20 protein-coding genes are annotated in these 23,087 nt (G+C 42.0%); 10 read left to right on the top strand and 10 right to left on the bottom strand.

From position 1 onward, the window contains the following. Positions 1-9 precede the first annotated feature (9 nt). The gene (locus FTT75_RS01685) at positions 10-1,647 is read right to left on the bottom strand and encodes a hypothetical protein (protein ID WP_005170049.1); all 1,638 of its coding nucleotides are present in this window, start codon (positions 1,645-1,647) and stop codon (positions 10-12) included. A 1,354-nt stretch (positions 1,648-3,001) separates the two neighbouring features. Between FTT75_RS01685 and purL the strand changes: the two genes are divergently transcribed. The 3 genes from purL (at position 3,002) to FTT75_RS15770 (ending at position 8,288) form a co-directional block, all read left to right on the top strand. Further along, entirely contained in the window at positions 3,002-6,835 is a 3,834-nt protein-coding gene (gene purL, locus FTT75_RS01690; protein WP_180185827.1) for a phosphoribosylformylglycinamidine synthase, read from the top strand. A gap of 528 nt (positions 6,836-7,363) precedes the next feature. Continuing rightward, positions 7,364-7,810 (top strand): hypothetical protein, encoded by a 447-nt coding sequence (locus FTT75_RS01695; protein WP_180000993.1) that lies wholly within the window; start codon positions 7,364-7,366, stop codon positions 7,808-7,810. A gap of 352 nt (positions 7,811-8,162) precedes the next feature. Further along, complete coding sequence (locus tag FTT75_RS15770; protein WP_252146096.1) at positions 8,163-8,288, top strand: KGW motif small protein; 126 nt, start codon at positions 8,163-8,165, stop codon at positions 8,286-8,288. 209 nt (positions 8,289-8,497) lie between these two features. Here the strand turns inward: FTT75_RS15770 and FTT75_RS01700 are convergent, their stop codons facing one another. Further along, positions 8,498-10,240, bottom strand: a complete 1,743-nt coding sequence (locus FTT75_RS01700; protein WP_180185828.1) for an FAD-dependent monooxygenase — start codon at positions 10,238-10,240, stop codon at positions 8,498-8,500. Positions 10,241-10,411: 171 nt separating this feature from the next. On the opposite strand from FTT75_RS01700, the gene FTT75_RS01705 reads away from it, so the two are divergent. The 3 genes from FTT75_RS01705 to FTT75_RS01715 all read left to right on the top strand — a co-directional run bounded on the left by FTT75_RS01705 (position 10,412) and on the right by FTT75_RS01715 (position 13,245). Next, positions 10,412-11,287 (top strand): LysR substrate-binding domain-containing protein, encoded by an 876-nt coding sequence (locus tag FTT75_RS01705; RefSeq protein WP_005097592.1) that lies wholly within the window; start codon positions 10,412-10,414, stop codon positions 11,285-11,287. A gap of 30 nt (positions 11,288-11,317) precedes the next feature. Beyond that, complete coding sequence (locus FTT75_RS01710) at positions 11,318-11,635, top strand: hypothetical protein (protein WP_005097590.1); 318 nt, start codon at positions 11,318-11,320, stop codon at positions 11,633-11,635. A 140-nt stretch (positions 11,636-11,775) separates the two neighbouring features. Further along, positions 11,776-13,245: a carotenoid oxygenase family protein gene (locus FTT75_RS01715; protein WP_180185829.1), complete on the top strand. Its 1,470-nt coding sequence runs from the start codon at positions 11,776-11,778 to the stop codon at positions 13,243-13,245. A gap of 226 nt (positions 13,246-13,471) precedes the next feature. Here FTT75_RS01715 and FTT75_RS01720 read toward each other — a convergent pair whose 3' ends face one another. Continuing rightward, positions 13,472-14,275: a nitroreductase family protein gene (locus FTT75_RS01720; RefSeq protein ID WP_180050060.1), complete on the bottom strand. Its 804-nt coding sequence runs from the start codon at positions 14,273-14,275 to the stop codon at positions 13,472-13,474. Positions 14,276-14,348: 73 nt separating this feature from the next. Continuing rightward, positions 14,349-15,149, bottom strand: coding sequence for an enoyl-CoA hydratase-related protein (locus FTT75_RS01725; RefSeq protein WP_005097587.1), 801 nt, complete (start codon positions 15,147-15,149; stop codon positions 14,349-14,351). 101 nt (positions 15,150-15,250) lie between these two features. Here FTT75_RS01725 and FTT75_RS01730 point away from each other — a divergent pair, with 101 nt between their 5' ends. Beyond that, entirely contained in the window at positions 15,251-15,820 is a 570-nt protein-coding gene (locus FTT75_RS01730; RefSeq protein WP_005097586.1) for a nicotinate-nicotinamide nucleotide adenylyltransferase, read from the top strand. 5 nt (positions 15,821-15,825) lie between these two features. Here the strand turns inward: FTT75_RS01730 and FTT75_RS01735 are convergent, their stop codons facing one another. After that, positions 15,826-16,731 (bottom strand): LysR family transcriptional regulator ArgP, encoded by a 906-nt coding sequence (locus tag FTT75_RS01735; protein WP_180185830.1) that lies wholly within the window; start codon positions 16,729-16,731, stop codon positions 15,826-15,828. 103 nt (positions 16,732-16,834) lie between these two features. Here FTT75_RS01735 and FTT75_RS01740 point away from each other — a divergent pair, with 103 nt between their 5' ends. Both FTT75_RS01740 and FTT75_RS01745 read left to right on the top strand, forming a co-directional pair. Continuing rightward, a complete protein-coding gene (locus FTT75_RS01740; RefSeq protein ID WP_005097584.1) occupies positions 16,835-17,440 on the top strand; it encodes a LysE/ArgO family amino acid transporter in 606 nt (201 codons plus the stop codon). A 454-nt stretch (positions 17,441-17,894) separates the two neighbouring features. Continuing rightward, entirely contained in the window at positions 17,895-18,458 is a 564-nt protein-coding gene (locus tag FTT75_RS01745; RefSeq protein ID WP_180086505.1) for a YceI family protein, read from the top strand. 188 nt (positions 18,459-18,646) lie between these two features. Here the strand turns inward: FTT75_RS01745 and FTT75_RS01750 are convergent, their stop codons facing one another. From FTT75_RS01750 to dapD, 5 genes are all read right to left on the bottom strand, one after another. After that, on the bottom strand, positions 18,647-19,105 hold the full coding sequence (locus FTT75_RS01750) for a peroxiredoxin (protein ID WP_180185831.1): 459 nt from the start codon (positions 19,103-19,105) through the stop codon (positions 18,647-18,649). Positions 19,106-19,185: 80 nt separating this feature from the next. Continuing rightward, on the bottom strand, positions 19,186-19,599 hold the full coding sequence (locus tag FTT75_RS01755) for a hypothetical protein (protein WP_005170085.1): 414 nt from the start codon (positions 19,597-19,599) through the stop codon (positions 19,186-19,188). Between the two features lie 16 nt (positions 19,600-19,615). Beyond that, complete coding sequence (gene queC, locus FTT75_RS01760; RefSeq protein ID WP_005170088.1) at positions 19,616-20,284, bottom strand: 7-cyano-7-deazaguanine synthase QueC; 669 nt, start codon at positions 20,282-20,284, stop codon at positions 19,616-19,618. A 35-nt stretch (positions 20,285-20,319) separates the two neighbouring features. After that, positions 20,320-21,030, bottom strand: coding sequence for a 7-carboxy-7-deazaguanine synthase QueE (gene queE / locus FTT75_RS01765; RefSeq protein WP_100357449.1), 711 nt, complete (start codon positions 21,028-21,030; stop codon positions 20,320-20,322). Between the two features lie 131 nt (positions 21,031-21,161). Continuing rightward, positions 21,162-21,983, bottom strand: coding sequence for a 2,3,4,5-tetrahydropyridine-2,6-dicarboxylate N-succinyltransferase (gene dapD / locus FTT75_RS01770; RefSeq protein WP_005097576.1), 822 nt, complete (start codon positions 21,981-21,983; stop codon positions 21,162-21,164). Between the two features lie 318 nt (positions 21,984-22,301). Here dapD and carO point away from each other — a divergent pair, with 318 nt between their 5' ends. Continuing rightward, a complete protein-coding gene (gene carO, locus FTT75_RS01775) occupies positions 22,302-23,045 on the top strand; it encodes an ornithine uptake porin CarO (protein ID WP_180185832.1) in 744 nt (247 codons plus the stop codon). Positions 23,046-23,087 lie beyond the last annotated feature (42 nt).

Consider the following 23,087-nt stretch of genomic DNA (forward strand, 5'->3'; position numbering starts at 1 on the left):
GAAATCTCCTTATTTACTTTTCTCAGATACCTGGTGAAATTCAATCACCATCTTATTGATTTGTTTAAAATCAAATCGTTCTTTGCTATTCATTAAAGTCAGTACTGTACAGACAATGGCGCTGCTGCCATAGGCGGTCAGGGAACTCAATAGCGTGCCATAATCACGCAGGAAGCCGATGGTCCATGGAAGGAAGCCAATACTGGCCAGAATACCGACCACCAGGCCGACTTTCTTGCCAAAGAAGCCAAAGCTCATCAGACCCAGTACTACACCAATACCGATGGTGGCCATAAGCTCAAAACTGAGTGCGATCAGACCCTGAATTGGCAGCCATTCAAATCGAACCACCAGAAAGCTTAAAAATGCGATACCGACAGACCAGTTAAAGGCACGGGCATTGACCTTGTCCCAGTACAGGCTGGCAATCACCGGGAATACGATGGCACCCCAGAGTGCACCGACGAAAATCAGCATCGCTAGAATGTCGAATTTAAGCGTGGCAATTAAAATACCGAGCATGGTGGCTACAATCATGGTCATCCGGCCAATAAACAGCATTTTCTTCGGATCAGGACGATTTTTAGCAATCTGTTTGCCATAAATATCGGTCATTACGATGGCAGACAGGGCAGATAAATCCGAATCCGCCGTTGACGAAAGCGCGCCAATCACCATGACAAAGAGTAAGGCCACCATAAATGGAGACAGATACGTTGCTGCCATTTGTGGAATCAGGTTGTTCAGGTTGCCATCAATCGGCTGAATCCCGGCAAATAGTGCCAATAATCCGAGCATTCCCAAACCGACGACAATCGCGGCATAACCGATGGTTGCAGTAATGAAGCTGGGTTTGATCAAGTCTTTACGCACTGCAAACAGGCGTTGGGCGATGGTCTGGTTACCAATCGCATAAGCCAGTACCGCCACAAAAAATGGCGCACCCTGTTCTAAAAATGCGGTTTTCGAAAAGAAATCCAGTTGTTCCGGTTGCAGATTATGCATGCCGGTCTGGAACAGTGAAGGGCCGCCCAGGGTGAAAAATAGCGTCGGAATAATGATCACTGCCGCCACAATCATGGCGACCAGTTGCCCAAAGTCGGTAAATACCGAGGAGCGGAAACCTGACCATAAAGTATAGGACAGGACGCCAATTCCGGTAATCAAGACCCCATGGATAAAGCTGAGGGGAGACAGAATTTCAACCAGCGCACCTGCTGCGGTAAAGTTTACCATCAGACTGATCACGCTTCCGACAATATTGGAGCCTGCCAGAATCATCTGGCTCTGGTTGCCATGCCGTGCATGCATGATTTCTGCCAAAGTGTGTGCATTGGGTGCCAGGTCGCGGAAACGTTTGCCGAATGGGTAGATAAATAAAATCATCAGTGCACCCCACAAACCATAGTGTAAGGCACCGGAAACACCGTATTTATATCCGGACGAAGCTGCTGCATAAAATGAAGCGGCCCAGATCCAGGTGGCGGTCATACTGGCCGCAGACATTCCAAATCCGATGGAGCCATTCGAGACCATATATCCATCGACATTTTCATTTTTTTGCTTAATGCGTAACGACAATAGAAAGGTGATGCCATAGAAAAGCACCATCAATAGTACAGTTGCTGTACTAGTGAATTGAAACATACATACTCCTTAAGCGGGTCACCTTTTGTTTTTGAAAATTAAATCATTGGCAACAGATTAAGGCTCTAGATTAGACAGAGCAGTGAAGCTACAGAAAATAAAAAAACCAGCGTCTGAATATCAATTGGATATTCATATCTGCAGCAGAAAAGAGGATGATTCATGCGTCCTGAATGTGGACATTTCCTCAGCAATTGGCGTAGAGGTTAACATAAAATCATCAAATTTACTGATGAAGTCATTAATTATGTAGATTCTTTGCTGATATAAGGCTATTTTTGATTTCAACATCTTATCAAATATAGATTTGTTGTTTCTATATTTTTATAGGAATTACAGGTATTTATTGCATGGTTTTTTATTAGAATAAAGATGGATGTCAGTCAGAAAATGAAAAAGTAACAAAATTTTAATATTGCTTATTTTCTTCATTATGAGTAGTGATTTTTTTAATAATAGCCTAAAAAACTTTCATTAATTCATGTCTGATGATGCTTATATATTCTGAATTTTTGCATAAGAATAGAGACCGAGAATCAGTTTGAATTTAAGCTGTATATTTTCAATTGATTAGCTTGAAAATAACCTATTTCATAGAGGTAAAATAAGAAATTTTTAAATAAATTTGCTAAGTCAATATATTAATAACAAGAGGCTTAATATCCTGGAAATTTATTTGCTAAAATAGATCTATTAATTTTAAGTTTAGCTCTTTATTAGAAACTATGATTGAGGCTTATATGTGAGATTCAGGTATCTTTAAATAGAGCTCAGATATTAAGATGAGTGAGCGGGATAATCTGGGCTACCGGATATTATTGAAAGTTGATTGAAGCAGGCGATATAGTTTGCTCATACAGACAGGCTCGAAAAGGGAGAACAGCGGGGCAGAGTCTTAAATCCTGCAATGGAGCCCGGAATGGGGATAGCTGGATACAAAATTATTTCAGTAGTGCAACTCGCCGACAGAGAGATGAGCTAAAAAATGAACTCGACTGTTTCAGTCTATCCCGAGAAGCTTTAGCCTAGCCTTAATAAGTTTTTTATAACGGCTCAAGAATAAGTTCTGTACGCATTTTAAGTGGTCTTGCTGTTGAAAAATAATACAATTTTCTTAAGTGAAATTATTGTTAATCGGTTTTGATTTTTCTTTAACAAATTGTGTTAATCTACGCGACTACATTCAATTTTCCTGCCTGAAAATAAACACAATATTTTAAAAATACAGAATATTTCAGCCGTAGTTTTCGTATTTGCCATCTAGCCGATTTCCTTATTTCACAGTAGAATATGCGCTCTCTCAAGTCACATTGTGGCATGGTTGTTCAGACCATCCCGTGGAGCCAAAATCAGCATGTTTATCGTTGCCGGTGCACCCGCACATTCTTCTTTTAAGAAAACTCAACTATTATCGCGTTTGACGTCAATTAGTTCTGTTCAATCAATTGAAAGTCAATGGGTCTACCTCTTTGACCAAGCGCTCAGCGAGCAACAACAGCAATCAGCTTTACAGCTTCTCAACGATGGGCAATCTTTTGAATTGCACCAGGCTGCAAGTGATGAAATCCAAATTTTAGTGACACCGCGTGTCGGCACCATCTCGCCTTGGTCTTCTAAAGCTACAGACATTTTCAAAAACTGTAATACGCCGGTTCATCGTCTTGAGCGCGGCGTTTTATTTACGTTGAAGGGTCTAAAAGACGTATCAAATGAAGTTCAACAGATTTTGCATGACCGTATGACTGAAAGCGTATTCAATGCGATTGAAGAGGCTGCGGTACTGTTTGTTGAAACAGCACCAAAACCACTGAACTCGATTGATATTCTGGGTGAAGGTAAAGAAGCACTGGTTAAGGCCAATAATGAATTTGGTTTTGCATTGTCGATGGAAGAAATTGATTACCTGACTGAAGCGTTTATCAAGCTGGGTCGTAATCCAAATGACATCGAACTGATGATGTTTGCACAGGCAAACTCTGAGCATTGCCGTCATAAAATCTTCGGTTCTGAATGGACCATTGATGGTGAAGTTCAGCCATTGTCATTGTTCCAGATGATCAAGAATACTTATAAAGAATCACCTACAGATGTATTGTCGGCTTATAAAGACAATGCTTCGGTGATTGTCGGTTCGGATACCCAGCGTTTTTATCCAACCAAAGAAGACAATGGCCAGCAGGTTTATAAATATAAGAGTCAAGCCGCGCATATCTTGATGAAAGTGGAAACTCACAACCATCCGACAGCGATTGCACCATTTGCCGGTGCTGCGACAGGTTCGGGCGGTGAAATCCGTGATGAAGGTGCGACCGGTCGTGGTGGTAAGCCTAAAGCAGGTTTAACCGGCTTTACAGTATCTAACCTGAACATTCCGGGCTTTGAACAGCCTTGGGAAGAAAACTATGGCAAGCCATCGCGTATGGCATCGCCGCTACAAATCATGATTGAAGGCCCATTGGGTGGCGCTGCGTTTAACAACGAATTTGGTCGTCCTGCCTTAAATGGTTACTTCCGTACCTTTGAACAAAACATCAATGGCGATGTTAAAGGTTTCCATAAGCCAATCATGATTGCCGGTGGTTATGGCAACATCCGTCCAGATCACGTTGAAAAAGATCCAATCTTGCCGGGCGATTTATTGATCGTGCTCGGTGGCCCTGCCATGCTGATCGGTCTCGGCGGTGGTGCAGCATCTTCTGTAGACAGCGGTAAACTCGGCGAAAACCTGGATTTCGCTTCGGTACAACGTGAAAACCCGGAAATGGAACGCCGTTGTCAGGAAGTGATTGATACTTGCTGGCGCATGGAAGACCAGAACCCGATCGTGTCTGTACATGATGTGGGTGCAGGTGGTGTATCGAATGCCATGCCTGAACTGGTGAATGACCATGAACTCGGTGCGGTGCTGGATCTGCGTAAGATTCCATCGCTTGAACCGGGCATGTCGCCTATGGAGATCTGGTCAAATGAAGCGCAAGAGCGTTATGTACTGGCGATTCGTCCATCTTCTTTAGAATTATTTGAATCGATCTGTGCGCGTGAACGTTGTCCGTTTGCGGTACTCGGTGAAGCAACTGAAGCGCGTCACTTAACCGTTGAAGATCCGTTATTTGGCAACAAGCCAGTGGATATGCCAATGCAGGTAATGCTTGGTGGTACACCGCGTATGAGCCGTTCATATGAAACCATTGAACGCAAAGGCGATGATTTCGACGCGGCTAAAGTCACAGATCTGAAAGATGCGATTTATCGTGTTTTGAAAAACCCGACAGTGGCTTCTAAATCATTCCTGATCAGTATTGGTGACCGTTCGATTACTGGTATGGTGGCACGTGATCAAATGGTCGGTCGCTGGCAGGTTCCGGTGGCGGATGCTGCGGTAACAACGACAAGCCTAGTAGGCTACACCGGTGAAGCGATGGCGATGGGTGAACGTCCACCAGTCGCATTGCTCAATCCTGCTGCATCGGCACGTTTATCAGTGGCTGAATCAATCTCGAACATCATGTCTGCAAAGATTGAAAAAATCAGCGACATTAAATTGTCTGCAAACTGGATGGCTGCTGCAGGTCAACCGGGCGAAGATCAAGCGCTATTCGAAGGTGTAAAAGCCATCGGTATGGAAATGTGTCCTGCACTCGGTATCGCGATTCCAGTTGGTAAAGACTCATTGTCTATGCGTACTACTTGGAATGACGAAGGTGAAGACAAGTCTGTGACTTCACCAATGTCAGGCGTGATTACTGCATTTGCACCTGTGACCGATGTTCGTAAAACATTGACCCCTGAATTGAAAAATGAAGAGTCGGTACTGGTTCGTATTGACTTGTCTAAAGGTCAGTTCCGTCTAGGTGGTTCGATTCTGTCTCAGGTGTATAAAGCAATCGGTTCTGTGACGCCTGATGTCGACAGCTTCGATGACTTCAAAGCATTTTTCGCTTTGGTTCAAGACTGGAACAACCGTGGTCTGATCAAGGCATATCATGACATCGGTGATGGTGGTTTATTGGCGACTGTTGCAGAAATGATGTTCGCATCACGTTTGGGTATAGCACTAGAAGATCAGTCAACTGCAAGCCTGTTTGCAGAAGAAATCGGTGCAGTGCTTCAAATTAGCAAAGCAGATTGGGCAGCATTAGAAGCTGAAGTTGCAGCATCTACCCTGAAAGATGCAATTGCAGTGGTTGGTACTGTAAATACTACTGACCAATTGTCTGTAAATGGTCTAGTACTTGAACGTGCTGATCTGCAAGTGGCTTGGACGGAAGTATCCCACCAAATCCAGCGCCTACGTGACAACGTACAAACTGCGGATCAGGAATTTGCTCTTATCACTGACAAATCTCATGCAGGTATCATTGCGAAACCGACATTTGATTTGAATGAAGCGATTGAAGCGCCGTACATTAATTCACGTCGTCCGAACATGGCGATTCTGCGTGAGCAGGGTGTCAATGGTCATATCGAAATGGCAGCAGCATTTGATAAAGTCGGCTTCAATACCGTTGACGTACATATGAGTGACTTGCTGGCAGGTCGTATCAGCCTGGATGATTTTGAAGGCTTAGTGACTTGTGGTGGCTTCTCTTACGGTGACGTGATGGGCGCTGGTGGCGGCTGGGCAAAATCAGTATTGTTCAATACTAAACTGCGTGACCAGTTTGAGAAATTCTTTAACCGTCAGGAAACCTTCTCGCTGGGTATCTGTAACGGCTGTCAAATGTTGTCTCAGTTGGCTCCGCTGATTCCGGGTGCTGATGCTTGGCCACGTTTCCACCGCAATACTTCTGAAGTGTTTGAAGCACGTGCGGTGAATGTTCGTGTGGAAAAATCAAACTCTGTATTGCTTCAGGGCATGGAAGGTTCGATTCTGCCGATCGCTGTAGCACATGGTGAAGGTCGTGCGGTTGCAACTGCGGAAAACTTTGCTGCGCTCAACGCATCGAATCAGGTGGTTCTGCGTTATGTAGATAGCTTGGGGAATGCAACACAACATTATCCATTGAACCCGAACGGCTCACCGGAAGGTATTACCGGTGTAACCTCTCAAGACGGTCGTGCAACAATTATGATGCCGCACCCTGAACGTAACTTCCGTGCGATTCAGCATTCTTGGAAACCAGAAGACTGGGATCAAGATGGTGCTTGGTTACGTATGTTCCGTAATGCACGTAAGTTTATTGGTTAATCGATTTTAGATGATGAAAAGGGGTCGCAGTAGCGGCCCTTTTTTTATGTATATTTCGGAGTTAACATCGTTTAAATAATTCAAATAAGTAACCAGTTTAGATCATGAAAATGTTTACATATTTTATCTTTGCATTATTGTGTTTTAGTGCAGATTATAACTTTGCAGATGGTGCATATTTAAAAATAGAAATAACGGCAATAACCATTTTAGGACTCGTTTCCTATAGTCTGGTTTATTTGACTCTCTTCGAAAAAATGTCGGATGAGCTGTATAGTCCACATTTAAAAATCATCTTGTGTTTAGCCTTGCATTTGATCGCTGTTGCGATCTTTTATATGAAATATCGTAAACACTACAGATCTACTAAATCATGAAAATATATTGAGATTCAGGATAGATGTTGAGCTTTTTGACAATGATGATGCATATAAAATAAAGAGGTACCTCATGCCAAGAATATTTATCAGATTCTCAAGGTGCATTTTACTTATTTCACTATTCACATTGGCGGGGTGTGATACATACATGTGGCGAGCTAATATCAAGCATTTAGATGAAATAAAACAAAGTGGTTATTTGCCGAAACTCAATCGTGATCGCGATATCGAAGGCCCTGATGTGAATCAAAATGGAATTCGTGATGATGTTGATCTTTATATTGAAAAGAATTTTATAAATATGGAACAAAGACAGGCGGTAAAACAATTGGCTATGGTTCTGCAAGAGAGCTTATTACTCGATACTTCTCAGCAATACCCGCTACGAAAAATTGCATTTGAAAAATCGCGCGCGATAGGCTGCATTTACGAGCGTTTTTCTCAAGATACTTTGTACAAACCATCCAATGTCGTTCAGCATGTCATTGCAGTCACCACAAACACAAAACAGCGCTTTAAGGCGTATTTAGCTTTTAGTAAAGCGATGGATGGTAAAAGTATCACACTTCCAAATGAGAACTTATGTAATGAATAATTCAGGCTTACAGCAAAGTCACTTCTCATGTGGAAATATCAGAAAATTACTAATCATTAATTTTCTTAATTTTCAATAAATAACATTTAAAAATATTAACTTAATTATACTTTATGGAAAAATAATTTAAAAATATCTATAATTACTTAATTCGTATCCACCTTGGGGTGGATTTTTGCTTTTTAAGCATTCTGATTTTTTAATTTAACTTCTCCCACTGAACTTGGTTTAGATTTTGCTTTCATATTGTATATAAAGTGCTATGGTATGTTTTATGCACAACTTTATTGCACTATAAAAGAAAGATGGAATAGATCAGTTCAGTATCAATTCTCAAGTATGAGGTGATGACATGGCTAAAACACTTAGAATAATGGATAAGGCGGCAATGCGTCAGAAAGGTTGGATGTTGTTTGCTATTGTCGTAGGACTACAAATATTGTTTGTTGTGGGCAGTTATTTACTTCAAGGCTCTTAATTATCTGATTTAAAAAACCACCGTTGAGGTGGTTTTTTCATAAATTGTTAGACTTACTTCTTTATAAGAATATTCGTTACTTTGAAGGATGAGGGATATATTCCGTAAGGTAACCAAAATCCTTCGTCAGACTGATAGAATGACTATATCCCACAGGCTGACAGGTGACATCCATGTCGATGGTCAATTAAATATGATTGATGGAATAGTTAGATTATGAGTTGAACCTGCTTCAATACCGCCTTTAACGTATTTTCATAATCAAAAGATGCATTGGTACTGTCCTGATAACGCCAAGCCACATAACCATCTGGACGAACCAGCACCGCACCTGATTCATGAACTTCAGACTTGGCATTCCAAGTACCATAGACATCACGATACTCACGTGAACCAATCTGAATTACATCTAAATAAGGTAAATCTAGAGTCTCGGCAGCCAATCTCCAGCCTTTACCTGATAAACCTGTCAGTAAGGTAAAACGGCCTTTACCGCTAATATCCAAAGTGGATTGCTTTTGGCCTTTGCTATTGATTAGCCAGGTATGTGGAACTTTGGCACCTGGACGAGTCGTGGCTTGCAGATAAAGCTGTTCATCTTTTTCAAAGATCTCGGGCTCAGTTTCACTCATCACCGCATTTGAGCTATAGCGCTGATTCAGTTCAACACCTTGGGCATTAAATTCAAAATGCTTAATTTCAAGTGCTTCAAATAACTTTTTACGAATTTCGGCACCTTGCTCATCTTCAGCAAAAATACGTTCCAGCATCTGTTTTTGCGTAGTGATGCCTTGGTCAAAACCAAAGACTTCTTTTAAATGCTTATAGTCAAAACGGGATTGGTTGGCACGTGCGACAATCTGCTTGCCTACAGGCGCACGTTCAGAGGTATATGAATCGAGGAGGAAAGGTGCGGCCCAACCTTTGATTGCATAGGCGAGTTTCCAGCCGAGGTTAAACGCATCCTGCATACAGGTATTTGAACCTAAACCGCTTGAAGGCGGGTGACGGTGTACAGCATCACCACCACAGAACACGCGGCCTTTAGAATATTCAGTTGCCCAAGTCTGGTTTACATACCAGTAGGACAGTTTTTGGATTTCGACATCTTCCACTTCAGCGCCAACAAATGTATTCAGACGCGATCGAACCTGCTCGTCAGTCACTTGTGGCTCGCCTTTGGAAATATCAAAGCCCCAGCCCATAATCCATTCATTCCAAGGCGTAATGGCACGTAGCAAGCCCATGCCGAGATCACCAAAGCTGGCTTCAGGATTGACGATCCATTGCAGAATCGCAGGGCGGTGCTGAACATATTTGCTTAGATCGGCTTTAAAAGTCACATAGACTGTACCCGCACGCGCCATCACACCTTCGAGTGGTAGCTCAAGTTGCTCAACCACTTTTGAGCGTGCGCCATCCATACCAATCAGATATTTGGCTCTTAAACTAAATTCTGTGTTGGTAATCCGGTTCAGGAAAGTAGCGGTGACACCATTTTCATCCTGAACATGCGATAAATATTCAGTATTGAAGTTATAGATTGCACCGCGCTCACCGGCATTCTTGACCAGTAAGGCTTCCATTTTCGGCTGAATCAAATCCACCAATGGACATGGACTGCCTTTGATATAGTCGCCATGACGTTCATCACCTGTGCCCCAAGCGCTTAAACGGGCAATTTCTTCACCGACCAGACTGGTGGTAATCAGGCTTTCGCCCATGTGTTCCCACGGTGTCGCAATTTCTTTGACTTGTTCTTCAATGCCTAAATCACGTAATACTTCCATGGCACGCTGATTGGTAATATGCGCACGCGGACTATTGGCCAGCCAGTTAAACTGTGTGAAGAGTTGAACTTTGACCCCATAATTTGCCAGTGCTAAACCTAAGGTCGATCCTGCAGGTCCTGTGCCAATCACCAATACGTCAGTATCGTAATGCTGTGTCATACATGACTCCATGTGTCTGTCTGAAGAACAAGATTTGAATATATTTACAATCCAGTGTAGTGAAATTCAGGCAATACAATAGGAGTATTCATATAAACTATAGGTCTATTGAGATTCTTACTACTTTCTCGTTTGGCAGCTTAAAATGCCTGAGAATATGCGGCTGAGTTTATGGAACTTCGACATTTACGTGCTTTTTTAACAGTAGCTCAGGAACAGAGTTTTACCAAAGCAGCAGATAAGCTGTTCACGGCGCAGCCTTCTTTAAGTCAGCAGATTAAGGATCTGGAGCAGGAAGTCGGTGTAATGCTGTTTGACCGTTCATCCCGGCAAATCAAACTGACCGATGAGGGGCAAGCTTTTCTGATTCATGCTGAACAGGCGCTTGAAAGTGCCAAACTGGCAGTTGCCGCGGCGCGTCAGGTGGCGCAGCAGAAAAATAACCAGATCCATATTGGCTTTTTAAATGTTGCAGAACTGAAAGTGATGCCAAATATTCTGGCCAAACTGAAGCAGAATATTCCTGATTTAAAAATTCATCTGCATAGTCTGACCTGTATGGAGCAGATTCAACGCCTGAAAAATGCCGAGCTGGATTTGAGCTTTACCCGCTATTGTCTGCAACATCCCGATTTTGACAATATTCATTTAATGAATGAACAGATTTATCTGGTGGCAGCCGAGCATTTACATCCCACAGATCGGCCATTGAAGTTACAAGAACTGAAAAATCATCAGTTGATTATGTGTGAGCAAAATGCTTCGCCGGTCTTTTATGCGCAGTTGAATCACCTGATGTCTTTTGAACAATTGCAGCATGACCAAATGCTGTGGGTTACCAATGTGTTGCAACATATTAACCTGATCAATATGGGCATGGGTTTTAGCTTCGTCCCGGAATATCTGCTGCGTTTTTTAAATGAGCATGTGAAAATCGTGCAAACAGATCAAGTCCTGCCACAATTAGGACTTTATGCAACATTTAACAAGAATTCTCATAATTCCGCATTGAATATTATTACCCAGGCACTGGACAATAGATCTTAAATAAGCCATTGAAAAAGGTTGAAGGGAAACATGCTAAAACTCATTTATTATGTACCAGATGAACATCTTGAAGTGACTAAGGAAGCCTTATTTAAAGCGGGTGCAGGCGGCATCGGAGATTATACCCACTGTGCCTGGCAGGTACTGGGAACAGGACAGTTTAAAGCGCAGCAAGGTGCAGATCCTTATATTGGTGAAGTCGGGGAATTAGAGCAGGTTGAAGAGTGGCGAGTAGAAATGCTGGTTGCTGATGAAAAGGCGGTCGAGGTCGCCAAAGCTCTGAAAGCAAGCCATCCTTATGAAGAGCCTGCTTTTGAGTTTATTCAGCTCCTGGATATTAAAGTCTAAACGTGCAACCTTATTGCTGCTAGAAGTAATGGTGCGCATCGTGTTTTAGCGTACCATCAGCTTATCTGTTTAAAATGATTAACCTCCTTTTATGAGTATAAAATCAGTCATCATCATAAAAATAAAACAGGAAAATAATAATGCAGTGGTCAAAACAGCTCGGCAATATCCTCAAGAATACGCTCAGTAAAACTATCAAACATGGTGCGGGAATCCTGCATAGCCACATTCCCTATTCTCATGACAATCCCTATCTGGATGGCATATTTGCGCCACAACGACAGGAGCATTTTGCTACTCAATTGATGGTAGAAGGGCAAATTCCTGTAGAACTGGAAGGTGCGCTGATGCGGATTGGCCCGAATCCGATCACGGTAAAGAACCCACGAAATTATCACTGGTTCACCGGTGATGGCATGATTCACGCGCTGAAACTCAAAGCTGGTGAAGCACATTGCTATAAAAGTGCTTATGTCGGATCGGCCAGTGTGCAGAAAAAATTGCATAGACCACAGATTTCAGGGAAAATGCGTGGAATCGCGGATGCGGTCAATACCAATATCATCCACTTTGCCGGGAAAATCTGGGCACTGGTCGAAGCGGGGGCTTATCCGATCGAAGTAAATCGTGAACTGGAATCAAAATGGCATCAACTTTTTGAAAATGATCAGGATTTACCGTTTACGGCTCATCCGCATATCGACCCGGAAACAGGAGATATTCATGCGGTTTGTTATGATGCCTTGAATCATCATCAGGTTTTTTATTTACATATTGATGCTCAAGGCAAACTGCAACATCATGTCGAAATTCCAGTCAAACATGGCCCGATGGTGCATGACTGTGCCATTACTCAATCTCAGGTGCTGATTCTGGATTTGAATGTCAACTTTTCTATGCGTAGTGCCTTAAAAGGCTCACTATTACCCTATCAATGGAATCCTAAACATCAGGCTCGTATAGGTATGCTGCCTTTTGGTGGCAGTGCGGCAGACATCCGCTGGTATGAGATTGATCCCTGTTTTATTTTTCATACGGTCAATGCTTATGACCTGAACACAGGTGATGTAGTGATGGATGCAGTGGTACATTCCAAGGCACTGGTCAGTTCCATTCAGGGACCAATAGAAGATCAGGAGATTCGGCTGGAAAGATTGATCTTCGAGCAGCAAACAGGAAAAGTCACTCGAACTGTATTATCCAATATCAAGCAGGAATTTCCGCGGATCAATGAAGCCTATACAGGGCGGCCTTATCGCTATGTCTATAGTATTTCCTTTGCCGGCTTTGATGATCCTTATCATGTTAGCAGTAATACACTCTTGTACCATGATCTGGAAACCGGCAGTACAGCAAGCTATTCCTTTGGAGCAAACTGGGTTACAGGTGAGGCAGTTTTTGTCGCCCGAGAAGGTGCTCAAACAGAAAATGATGGCTGGCTGATGTCTTATCTACACGCCTTGGATGGCAGTCCATCGAAAGTGGTGATTTTAGATGCGCAATATATTCAGAAGGGGCCTATTGCCACGATTCATTTACCGGTTCGTGTACCCGTCGGATTTCATTGTAACTGGATGGATGACCGGAAATTGAGAACTTATTATTCTTAGATTTTGATGATGCATAAGCACTTTGGGTGCTGGCACAGTCTCATATCGCGTGAAGATTTAAATCTTTATTTAATAGGTTGATGTTACTTTGAAGGATGAGAAGGGTAGGTCTAAATTAACCGAGATCCCAGGTTAGGCAGAAAATTCATTTCTGAATCTCTGCCTAAGAGTGGTATTCATATCGCCAAGAATATCAAATCAAAGATTTATTCTTCTATTGCTACTGTTAAACTTTCTGGATAAATAACTCACGATCAAAACGGTATTGCGGGAAGAACACGCCGTCTTTGGCGCGTTCACCTGCACCAATCACCATGACTGGATATTGCTGATCATTTAAGCCCAAGAGATCGCGTACCATCGGTTCATCAAAACCTTCCATCATGCAGCTGTCAAAACCATAAGCACGTAAGGCCAAGACCAGATTTTCGCAAGCCAGTGCCGTTGTTTTGGTTGCCCAAAGTTTGGCATCACTTGGACTAAAGGCAGAAACAGGCATCTGTTTATCTAAAGTGCGGGCAACTTTGAAAGCCACTTTTTTAAAGTTGCCAAAGACATTTAAATAACCGGTTTTATAGTTATATGGAATGTATTTATAGTATTTTTTGATGGCAGCTGGTGCTTCCGGATATGGAAATTCATTGACATTCCGTTTGGCCATTTCATCAATACGGTCGGTACGTGCCACACAGATAATCAGCTCAGAAGCCGTTTTTGCTGCCAGTTGGCTCATGCAGGCTTTGACCAGTCGCTTTTTCTTCGCCGGGTTTTGTACCACATAAAATGTCCAGGGCTGCAAGTTTGACGAATTGGGAGCCAGCAACGCCAGATCCAGACAAGCATCAAGTACATCTTCTGGAATTGGTTTTTTGGTAAATTTACGCACTGAACGACGACTTTCGATCACTTTACGGAAATTATCGACATCAATATCCTGTGGAGCAGGTTCATAATAACGTTTTTTATCAGGATTGGCGCTATCAATGGTTTCAGGAGACTGGGCAATAATGGATGAATTTTCAGTAGACATATTCTTTATTCTTACAGGTAAAGGAATCAATGAGGCAGTCTAAACCAGCTCATTGAGATCCTAAGTTTGAAAATTAGTTGAATTGTGTGAAATCAGGTTTACGTTTTTGCATAAAAGCTTGTACGGCTTCCAGCATTTCCGGAGAGCCAACGCGCTGCATGAAAATTTCTGCTTCATGGTCGATGCAGGCCACAATTTCATCCAGATTATGTTTCATCAAGGCTTTGGTTTGCTTCAAAGACGCCAAAGGTAATGCTGCTAAAGTCTGCGCCTGTTTTTGTGCAGCCGCATAGGCATCTTCTTCAATACTATTCACCAGACCGGCACCGAGTGCTTTTTCGCTATTGAATTTTTGTGCAGTCAGCAATAATTCAGCCGCTTTATGATAGCCCGCCTGCTGAATCAGCAATTTGCTTGAAGCGCCTTCAGGCGATAGGCCCAGACTGACAAATGGAATCTGGAACAGGGCAGTATTGTCACTATAGACCAAGTCACAATGCAATAAGATGGTTACCCCAATCCCGATTGCAACGCCACGTACCGCTGCAATTAAAGGCTTGGAAAACTTGGCAGCCGCTTTGAGTAAAATAAAGGGCGGGCCTTCAGCCGCAGGGGCCTGACCTTTCTTGGCAGCAGATTTCATGAAATCCTGCATATCATTGCCCGCGCTAAAGTCCGTGTCCTGACCGCGTAACACCACCACACGCACCTGATTGTCCTGATCTGCTTCATCGAGCGCTTGAGCAATCCATAAATACAGCTCGCTGTATAAGGCATTTTTCGCTTCCGGGCGATTGATGGCTAAAGTGAGTACGCCATGTTCTAAATTCGCATGCAAATGCTCATGAGGTTGTTGAATACAGCTCAGTGTCATCGTACTATCCTTGCTTTAAAACTTAATTTGATTTTATGAGATTGATTATGTCGCATATTTATTGGGGCGGCACAACTCATGAGTCATAAAAATGATCTGTTATGAACTATACATTTGATTATCTGGTTTTCATTGGCCGTTTTCAGCCTTTTCATCTGGCGCATATGCAAACCATTCAGATTGCTTTGGAACACAGTCAAAATGTGATTTTGGCCCTTGGTTCTGCGCAGAATGAACGCAATATCAAAAATCCATTTCTGGCTTCGGAACGTGAAGCCATGATCCTTGCAAATTTTAGTCCGGAAGATCAGGCGCGGATTCAATTTGTAGAAGTCATTGATGTTTATAATGATGAAAAATGGCAAAAACTGGTGAAATCGCTGATAAATCAGGCCATAGAACCGAATGCCAAAGTCGGACTGATTGGACATTTTAAAGATGATTCTTCATATTATTTAAAATTTTTCCCGGAATGGGAAATGGTCGAACTGGAAAGCCTAGAAGGTGCTTTATCCGCTACGCCGATGCGTGAAGCTTATTATCGCGGTGAAATTCAACGGGATAAATTTCCACAAGGCACGATTGAGTTTCTAGAGCAATTCCAGCATACCGAAACCTATCAGCAACTCAGTCAAAAATTTGTCCAGAAGGATAAAAGCAATCTGGCCTGACTCGATCAGATGGCTAGAGGCTGATTCATGGTGGTCTGAGCATGCTGTTTTAAACATTCACCCAGAATCGCCAGAGCAGGAGACTGCTGTTTCCAGTGATGCCAATACAAGGGGACTTCAATTCGCATTTCACCGGAAAGTTCAATCAATTGTCCTGATTCCAGCAAATGCCGGGTTTGATAATCCGGCAACCAGCCATAACCCAAGCCCATGACAATGGCATCAAAAAATGCATGCGTCGATGGAATAAAAAAGTGAGGATATTGTGCCGGACTCAGGCCAAATTCTTGCTGGATATACTGGGTATGCAACTGGTCTTTTTCATTAAACAGAATCGCCGGTGCGTGGCGTAAGGCATCACGATGTATTCCTTGTTGAAACCAGTTCCGGGCAAATTCAGGCGTGGCAACCAGACGGTAGTGCATTGGTCCAATCCGCTCGGCCAGACAGCCTTTCATGGCTTTGGCTTCAGTGCTCAAACAGGCATTGACCAGTCCGGCTTCCAGTAAATGATGGGTTTGTGATTGGTCATCCAGTTGAAAATGCAGCACAATTTTATGCTGGATCAGTTGGGCTTGTAAGGTCGGCAATAACCAGGTCGCAAGTGAATCGGCATTGGTGGCAATATTCAGACAGTAAAAACCTTCCTGTTGTACCTGTCCGCCCAAATCCTGCATCAAATTCTGTTCTAGCAAACGCTGATGCTGTAAATAATGCAATAAAGTTTGTCCAGATTGAGTCACGCGACAAGGCCGGTCTCTCACCAGCAGCAAGTGTCCCAATTGTTTTTCCAGACTCTGAACACGAAGGGTCACTGCTGAGGCAGTAATATTGAGTTGTTCTGCCGCCAGATCAAAACTTCCAGTTTTTGCAACCGCGTAAAAAGCATCACATTGTTTCGCATTCAGCATCGCTACAATCTAAGAAAAATTTAGTTAAATTGATATTAACTTAGTTTTAATGAATAGCTTCCTTTTTGTTGAATAATTCATGTATTCAAAAAAGGGGAATGTGATGTTCAGTTATATGGTCAGTGGCTTTGCTGTAGGTATGAGCCTGATTGTCAGTATCGGGGCGCAGAATGCCTTTGTACTAAAACAGGGTTTAAAACAGCAGCATATCTTCCTGGTCTGTTTGACGTGTGCCTTGTCTGATACTATTTTGATATTATTAGGTGTTTTTGGTTTTGCTCACATCATTGAACATTATCCAAATGCGGTTATGTTTTCTAAATATATTGGCGCAGGATTCCTGTTTTATTATGGTCTGCAACATGCAATCAATGCATTTAAATCAACAGAAGTTTTGGCTCCAAGTGATCAAGTTACAGCACATTTTTTACAAGTGTTGATGATCTGTCTGGCATTTACTTGGTTAAACCCGCATGTTTATTTAGAAACCGTCATCCTGATTGGTTCAATTTCAACGCAATATAGCCTAGGAAAATGGTGGTTTGCGCTTGGTGCTGTGTGTGCATCCTGGTTTTTCTTTTTTAGCTTGGGCTATGGGGCAAAGATATTGACACCCTGGTTTCAGCATCGCCATGCCTGGAAGGTTCTGGATGCTCTCATTGCTTGTACCATGTGGATCGTCGCAGGGTCATTAATTCTCAGTATTTAATTCAACTGGTAATATAAAAATCCTCAATTGAGGATTTTTATATTTTGAGCAAGAGAATGCGAGTAAGGTCTGTAATTGATATTTGTCTAGACATTCTGTTTTAAACATTTTTCAAAGAGAATCACAATAGAAAATAGAGTTTGCAGTGCTCGCTGTGTAAGCAAATTTTACTTCAGATTTTGTTGAAATATATGATCATATTTAGGAGATGAATTTTAAAATCAAAGTATTAACAGTCTCCATTCGATGAGCATACTTCGATTAGGCCATTTCTTAAAAATAAATACTAACGATTATTTTTTCCATTAGTCACTAAGGGTTTTACAAAAACTTCAGTTAACTGGTATAAAAATAACGAAAACAAAAATTCTAAAACTGAAAAGAAAATTTAATTTCAGCTTGAAGCGTGTACCTAAATCCGATCAATAAGAAATTAAACAAGGTGGATTTAAAATTGAAAACAACAATAAAAACTGGACTGATTGGCCTGGCAATCTGTTTATTTTTCAGCAGTCAGGCTTTTGCAAAATCATGGACGCTCACTCCTAAAAGTGATGTCGGCTTTGAGATCAAGTCAATGGGACTGACTGTGGTCAAAGCCAAGTTTAATCAGGTGCAATCCAGCATGCAGTTTGATGCCAAAGCACCGCAAAATGCTTCAACGCATCTGGTCATGGATGTCGAGAGTTTGAGTTTTAATAAACCGTTATTGAAACATATGATTTTGGGTGAAGACCTTTTTTATGTTGAAAAATACAAAACGGTAAGTTTTAAAAGTATCCAGTTTAAAGACCTGGGCAATGGTAAATACAATGTTTTAGGCAATTTGACTTTGCGTGGTGTGACCAAACCGGTGATTTTTGAAACAACCTTTAAGTCGAGTCTGTCTAATGACAACTTGCTCGAAGTCCAGGCATTTGCAGTGATTAACCGCAGTGATTTCGGCATGAGAAAGGGGATTGCAGGCGTAGGAGAGAAAGTGAATCTGCATCTCTCGGGTCATTGTGAAGTTAATTAAGGATGTCTTAAACAGTCTTTTAATAGATCTTTTATGTGGTCGCTTTTAGCTTAATAGACTGCTGCATGTCTATTGCTTAGCTTTAAAAATTGAAGCATAGAAGACATATAAAATGCTTGTATTACATCAAAGTAATCACAAAAAAAGCCCGATTTTTTCGAGCTTTTATCCTTGCAGGAAATAGTCAATTAAGCACTTTGCAGAGCTTTTAAATCTTCCAGGACTTGTTCGGCATGACCTGCGGCTTTGACTTTACGATATTCTTTGACCAGTTCGCCGTTATGGAAAATAAAAGTCGAGCGCTCGATCCCCATGACTTGTTTGCCATACATGTTCTTTTCTTTAATCACATCAAAGTGATTACACAGCACTTCTTCTTTATCACTGATCAGATTAATACTCAGATTCTGCTTTTCAGTAAAGTTTTGATGGGCTTTGACCGAATCACGAGATACGCCAATAATGGTGGTATTTAAAGCATCAAACTGGTCTTTTAAACAAGAAAATCCGACGGCTTGAGTGGTACAACCCGGAGTAGAATCTTTAGGATAAAAATAAATCACCAGCCATTCTGTATCCAGCTGGGTTAAATTGATTTCAGCTGTCGTTGCAGGGAAACTCTGGTCAAGCAAACTGATGGCAGTCATATTAACTCCTGTTTTATTTAAATTTTTCAAAAAAATAAGCCACATTATAGTGGCTTATTTCATCAAAGAATAATGAGATATTATTTCTTCGGCGCAGCTTGAGCTGATTTCATTGCTTCTTCAGTCAAAGTTTTCAGTTTGCCTGTTAACTGTGGACCAAAACATGCTTGCAGGTCTTTATTCTGCTTCTGTACAAAAGCTAAAGTTCCAGGACTTTTCTTCTGATTAATGGTGCTTTGGATTTCCCATTTTTGTGCATTGGTTAGTTTACCATCTGCTTCAACAGCGCAAGTACAATATTTACTGACTTCAGCAGCGGTCAGTTTTTTACCTTTGCCAGTTTCATCTTTACAAACATTGATCAATGCAGATTTTACATTGGTGCTTTTATAAGCTTGTTGTAATTTGTCATCAGCTGCCTGAGCCGTTGTTGCGAACATAGCAGCAGCTGAAACAATTGCTGAAAGCACGATGCTTGATTTTAAATTCTTCATAAACTCTACCTTGTTATTACGGTATATAACGTGTCGGGTCTTCAACACCTGCGTCCGCAAAACCCTGTTTACGTAAACGGCAACTGTCACATTTGCCACAGGCACGTCCTTGGTCATCTGCTTGATAGCATGACACCGTTTGACTGTAGTCTACGCCATGTTCAATACCTAAGCGAATAATATTTGCTTTGGATAAATGTAACAAAGGTGTTTCAAATTTGAGCGCCTGACCCTCTACGCCAACCTTGGTCGCAAGGCGTGCCATGTTGGCAAATGCGTCAATAAATTCCGGTCGGCAATCCGGATAGCCCGAGTAATCAACCGCATTAATTCCGATCACAATTGCTTCGGCTTTAAATACTTCCGCAGCGGCTAAAGCATAAGACAGGAAGATGGTATTACGTGCCGGAACATAGGTAATCGGGATACCGGCTTGTTCATGATCAGGCACCTCAATGCTATGATCGGTAAGGGCTGAGCCACCCAGATTGCCCAGATCAATATTAATCACACGATGTTCCACACCGGCAGCTTGAGTCAGTGCTTTGGCTGCATCCAGCTCTGTGGTTGAACGCTGACCATACTTAAAACTGATCGCGATACATTCGTAGCGTGCCTGTGCCCAAGCCAGACATGTAGTTGAGTCTAATCCGCCAGATAACAGAACAATGGCACGAGGGCGCATAAGCTGATTCTCCAAAAAAGTAACTTTACAAAAAATTAACGACCAGTTTCATCATTCCATAACAACTTGTGCAGCTGTAACTGGAAACGAACAGGGAGATGGTCTTCTAAAATCCACTGAGCCAAATCACGCGCCAGTTGCGGTAAACGAACCGCGCCTTTTTCAACCGCAAATGCAGGCGAGAACCAGACTGTACTGACTTTCTCTTGAAGCTGATACTGTTCAAGCTGCTGCTTTGACCATTCATAGTCTTCACGGTTGCAGATCACAAACTTGATTTGATCATGTGGCGTTAAATGATCCAGATTGGATAACAAATTTCGTGCAACTTCACCTGAAGTTGGGGTTTTTAAATCTAGAACTTTGGAAACGCGCGGGTCTACTTTAGCAACATCTAAAGCACCACTGGTCTCTAAAGAAACCTCACAACCTAAATCAGCAAGGCGCTGCATTAAAGGCAGGGCATTCGGTTGAGCCAGTGGTTCACCACCGGTCACACAGACATAGGGTGTTTTAAAATCGAGCGTGGTCTGAATAATTTCATCCAGAGACTGACGCTGACCACCTTCAAATGAATAGGTGGTGTCACAGTATGTACAGCGTAACGGGCAGCCGGTTAAGCGGATAAAAACCGTTGGCAAGCCCGCAGCATTGGCTTCACCTTGTAATGAATAGAAGATCTCCGTAATGCGTAAACCCGCAGACGGATCAGAAACTGGAATTGCGGAAGAACGAAGCGTATTCATAACAAAACTAACCACTGAGAAATAAATAACCGGGTATAAAAATAAAAATCCCTACGATCATGACTGATCGTAGAGACGGGGAGCGCTTGAAGCTCCGAGGAACACCAATGTGCCCTCTAAGTTAAGACATATTAGTCTTCGCGTAATAGATCGTTCAGGCTGGTTTTAGAACGAGTTTGCGCATCTACTTTTTTCACGATAATCGCAGCATAAAGGCTGTAAGTACCACATTTAGAAGGCAGACTACCTGCAACAACGACTGAACCTGCTGGTACGCGACCATAGTGAATTTCACCAGTGGCACGGTCATAAATCTTGGTCGATTGACCAATGAATACGCCCATTGAAATTACAGAACCTTCTTCAACGATCACGCCTTCAACGATTTCAGAACGTGCACCGATAAAGCAGTTATCTTCAATAATAGTCGGGTTGGCCTGAAGTGGTTCAAGTACACCACCAATACCAACACCACCAGACAAGTGAACATTTTTACCAATCTGTGCACATGAACCCACAGTTGCCCATGTGTCCACCATCGTACCTTCATCTACATAGGCACCGATGTTGACATAAGAAGGCATCAAGATCACGCCTTTAGCCTGGAACGAACCTTTACGCGCCACCGCAGGAGGAACTACACGTACGCCAGCCGCTTTGAATTGTTCTTCAGTCCAGTCTGAGAATTTAGTATCTACTTTGTCATAGAAACGAAGATCACAAGCTTGCATTGGTTTATTGTCGTTTAATTTAAATGATAACAATACCGCTTTCTTAATCCATTGATGAACAATCCATTCACCATCGATTTTTTCAGCAACACGTAAAGTACCATTGTCTAGACCAGCAATTACGTCCTCAACTGCTTGACGGATTTCAGCAGGGCAATCTGCAGCTGTGAAATTCGCACGATCTTCAAACGCTTTTTCAATGATTGTTGAAAGCTGCGACATGATCTTCCTTCCAGAAAAAATTTTCTAGATTTTACACTATATTGCATTAAAAATAGTTGAGCAGACTGAAAATAGATGAAAAATAGCCAAAAGTGTGGGAAGTTTGAAATAATGAACGTGATAAGTGTTATTTTTCATTATTTTAAAATGTAGTAGAAGTGTTAGAAAAAGCCAGGTTATCAACAAGAAAAACTAATTTGTATCAAAAAATAACAAAAGATCAGCAAAACATGAATAAAAAATATTTTTTAAGTCCTTTATATTGAACCCATCACGAATAACTAATGATCAAAATAAGTTCTTTTGAGGAGAGAAATAATGAAGTCTTTACATAAAATTTTAGCAGTTTCCATTTTGGCTGCAGCAGCTGGCTCTGCTATGGCTGCTGATGAAACAATCGTAACAGATGAAGGTGTGGCATCTTTTTCTTTCTTTAAACCTGCAGCTGTTCGTGCTGAAGTCGGTACTACCGGTTATGGTGGGGCAATTTCTTGGAATGCCAATCCATATGTCGGCGTGACTTTAGGTTATAACGGTGGTGACATTTCCTGGTCTGATGACTTGTCAATCAATGGTACAAAATATGACCTGGATATGGACAATAACTTGACCTATTTAAATGCTGAAATTCGTCCTTGGGCGAACTGGTTCTATATGGCAGCCGGTGTTGCATATGTTGACAATGATTATGGTCTAGAAAGTCGTACAGGTGCTGATGGTACTATTAGTGTTGATGGTAATCGATACAGAACAGTAGGAAGCACTACTGGGCGTGTGACAGGAGATTTATCTTACAAAAACAATATTGCACCTTATGTAGGGATCGGTTTCTCTCCAGCAATTACCAATCGTTGGGGTGTATTTGGTGAAATCGGTGCATATTATAATGGTAACCCAAGTGTTAATCTAACTCCTACAGGCGCATTTGTTCCAGTAGATGAGTTTAATCCAGATATTCCAGATTTTGATACTGCCTTACGTAATGAAGAAAACGAGATTCGTAATGACAATAAATACGAATGGCTACCAGTCGCAAAATTGGGTGTCAGCTTCCGCTTCTAAGTTTTAATCTATAAAAAACGAGCTTCGGCTCGTTTTTTTATG

Source organism: Acinetobacter sp. YH01008 (assembly GCF_013420435.1).
GTDB lineage: Bacteria > Pseudomonadota > Gammaproteobacteria > Pseudomonadales > Moraxellaceae > Acinetobacter > Acinetobacter pseudolwoffii.

What these genes read in the sequence shown, in the direction of transcription:
- FTT75_RS01685 (WP_005170049.1), bottom strand. Translation starts at nt 1,647, where the DNA reads ATGTTTCAATTCACTAGTACAGCAACTGTACTATTGATGGTGCTTTTC.
- purL (WP_180185827.1), top strand. Translation starts at nt 3,002, where the DNA reads ATGTTTATCGTTGCCGGTGCACCCGCACATTCTTCTTTTAAGAAAACT.
- FTT75_RS01695 (WP_180000993.1), top strand. Translation starts at nt 7,364, where the DNA reads ATGTGGCGAGCTAATATCAAGCATTTAGATGAAATAAAACAAAGTGGT.
- FTT75_RS15770 (WP_252146096.1), top strand. Translation starts at nt 8,163, where the DNA reads ATGGCTAAAACACTTAGAATAATGGATAAGGCGGCAATGCGTCAGAAA.
- FTT75_RS01700 (WP_180185828.1), bottom strand. Translation starts at nt 10,240, where the DNA reads ATGACACAGCATTACGATACTGACGTATTGGTGATTGGCACAGGACCT.
- FTT75_RS01705 (WP_005097592.1), top strand. Translation starts at nt 10,412, where the DNA reads ATGGAACTTCGACATTTACGTGCTTTTTTAACAGTAGCTCAGGAACAG.
- FTT75_RS01710 (WP_005097590.1), top strand. Translation starts at nt 11,318, where the DNA reads ATGCTAAAACTCATTTATTATGTACCAGATGAACATCTTGAAGTGACT.
- FTT75_RS01715 (WP_180185829.1), top strand. Translation starts at nt 11,776, where the DNA reads ATGCAGTGGTCAAAACAGCTCGGCAATATCCTCAAGAATACGCTCAGT.
- FTT75_RS01720 (WP_180050060.1), bottom strand. Translation starts at nt 14,275, where the DNA reads ATGTCTACTGAAAATTCATCCATTATTGCCCAGTCTCCTGAAACCATT.
- FTT75_RS01725 (WP_005097587.1), bottom strand. Translation starts at nt 15,149, where the DNA reads ATGACACTGAGCTGTATTCAACAACCTCATGAGCATTTGCATGCGAAT.
- FTT75_RS01730 (WP_005097586.1), top strand. Translation starts at nt 15,251, where the DNA reads ATGAACTATACATTTGATTATCTGGTTTTCATTGGCCGTTTTCAGCCT.
- FTT75_RS01735 (WP_180185830.1), bottom strand. Translation starts at nt 16,731, where the DNA reads ATGCTGAATGCGAAACAATGTGATGCTTTTTACGCGGTTGCAAAAACT.
- FTT75_RS01740 (WP_005097584.1), top strand. Translation starts at nt 16,835, where the DNA reads ATGTTCAGTTATATGGTCAGTGGCTTTGCTGTAGGTATGAGCCTGATT.
- FTT75_RS01750 (WP_180185831.1), bottom strand. Translation starts at nt 19,105, where the DNA reads ATGACTGCCATCAGTTTGCTTGACCAGAGTTTCCCTGCAACGACAGCT.
- FTT75_RS01755 (WP_005170085.1), bottom strand. Translation starts at nt 19,599, where the DNA reads ATGAAGAATTTAAAATCAAGCATCGTGCTTTCAGCAATTGTTTCAGCT.
- queC (WP_005170088.1), bottom strand. Translation starts at nt 20,284, where the DNA reads ATGCGCCCTCGTGCCATTGTTCTGTTATCTGGCGGATTAGACTCAACT.
- queE (WP_100357449.1), bottom strand. Translation starts at nt 21,030, where the DNA reads ATGAATACGCTTCGTTCTTCCGCAATTCCAGTTTCTGATCCGTCTGCG.
- dapD (WP_005097576.1), bottom strand. Translation starts at nt 21,983, where the DNA reads ATGTCGCAGCTTTCAACAATCATTGAAAAAGCGTTTGAAGATCGTGCG.
- carO (WP_180185832.1), top strand. Translation starts at nt 22,302, where the DNA reads ATGAAGTCTTTACATAAAATTTTAGCAGTTTCCATTTTGGCTGCAGCA.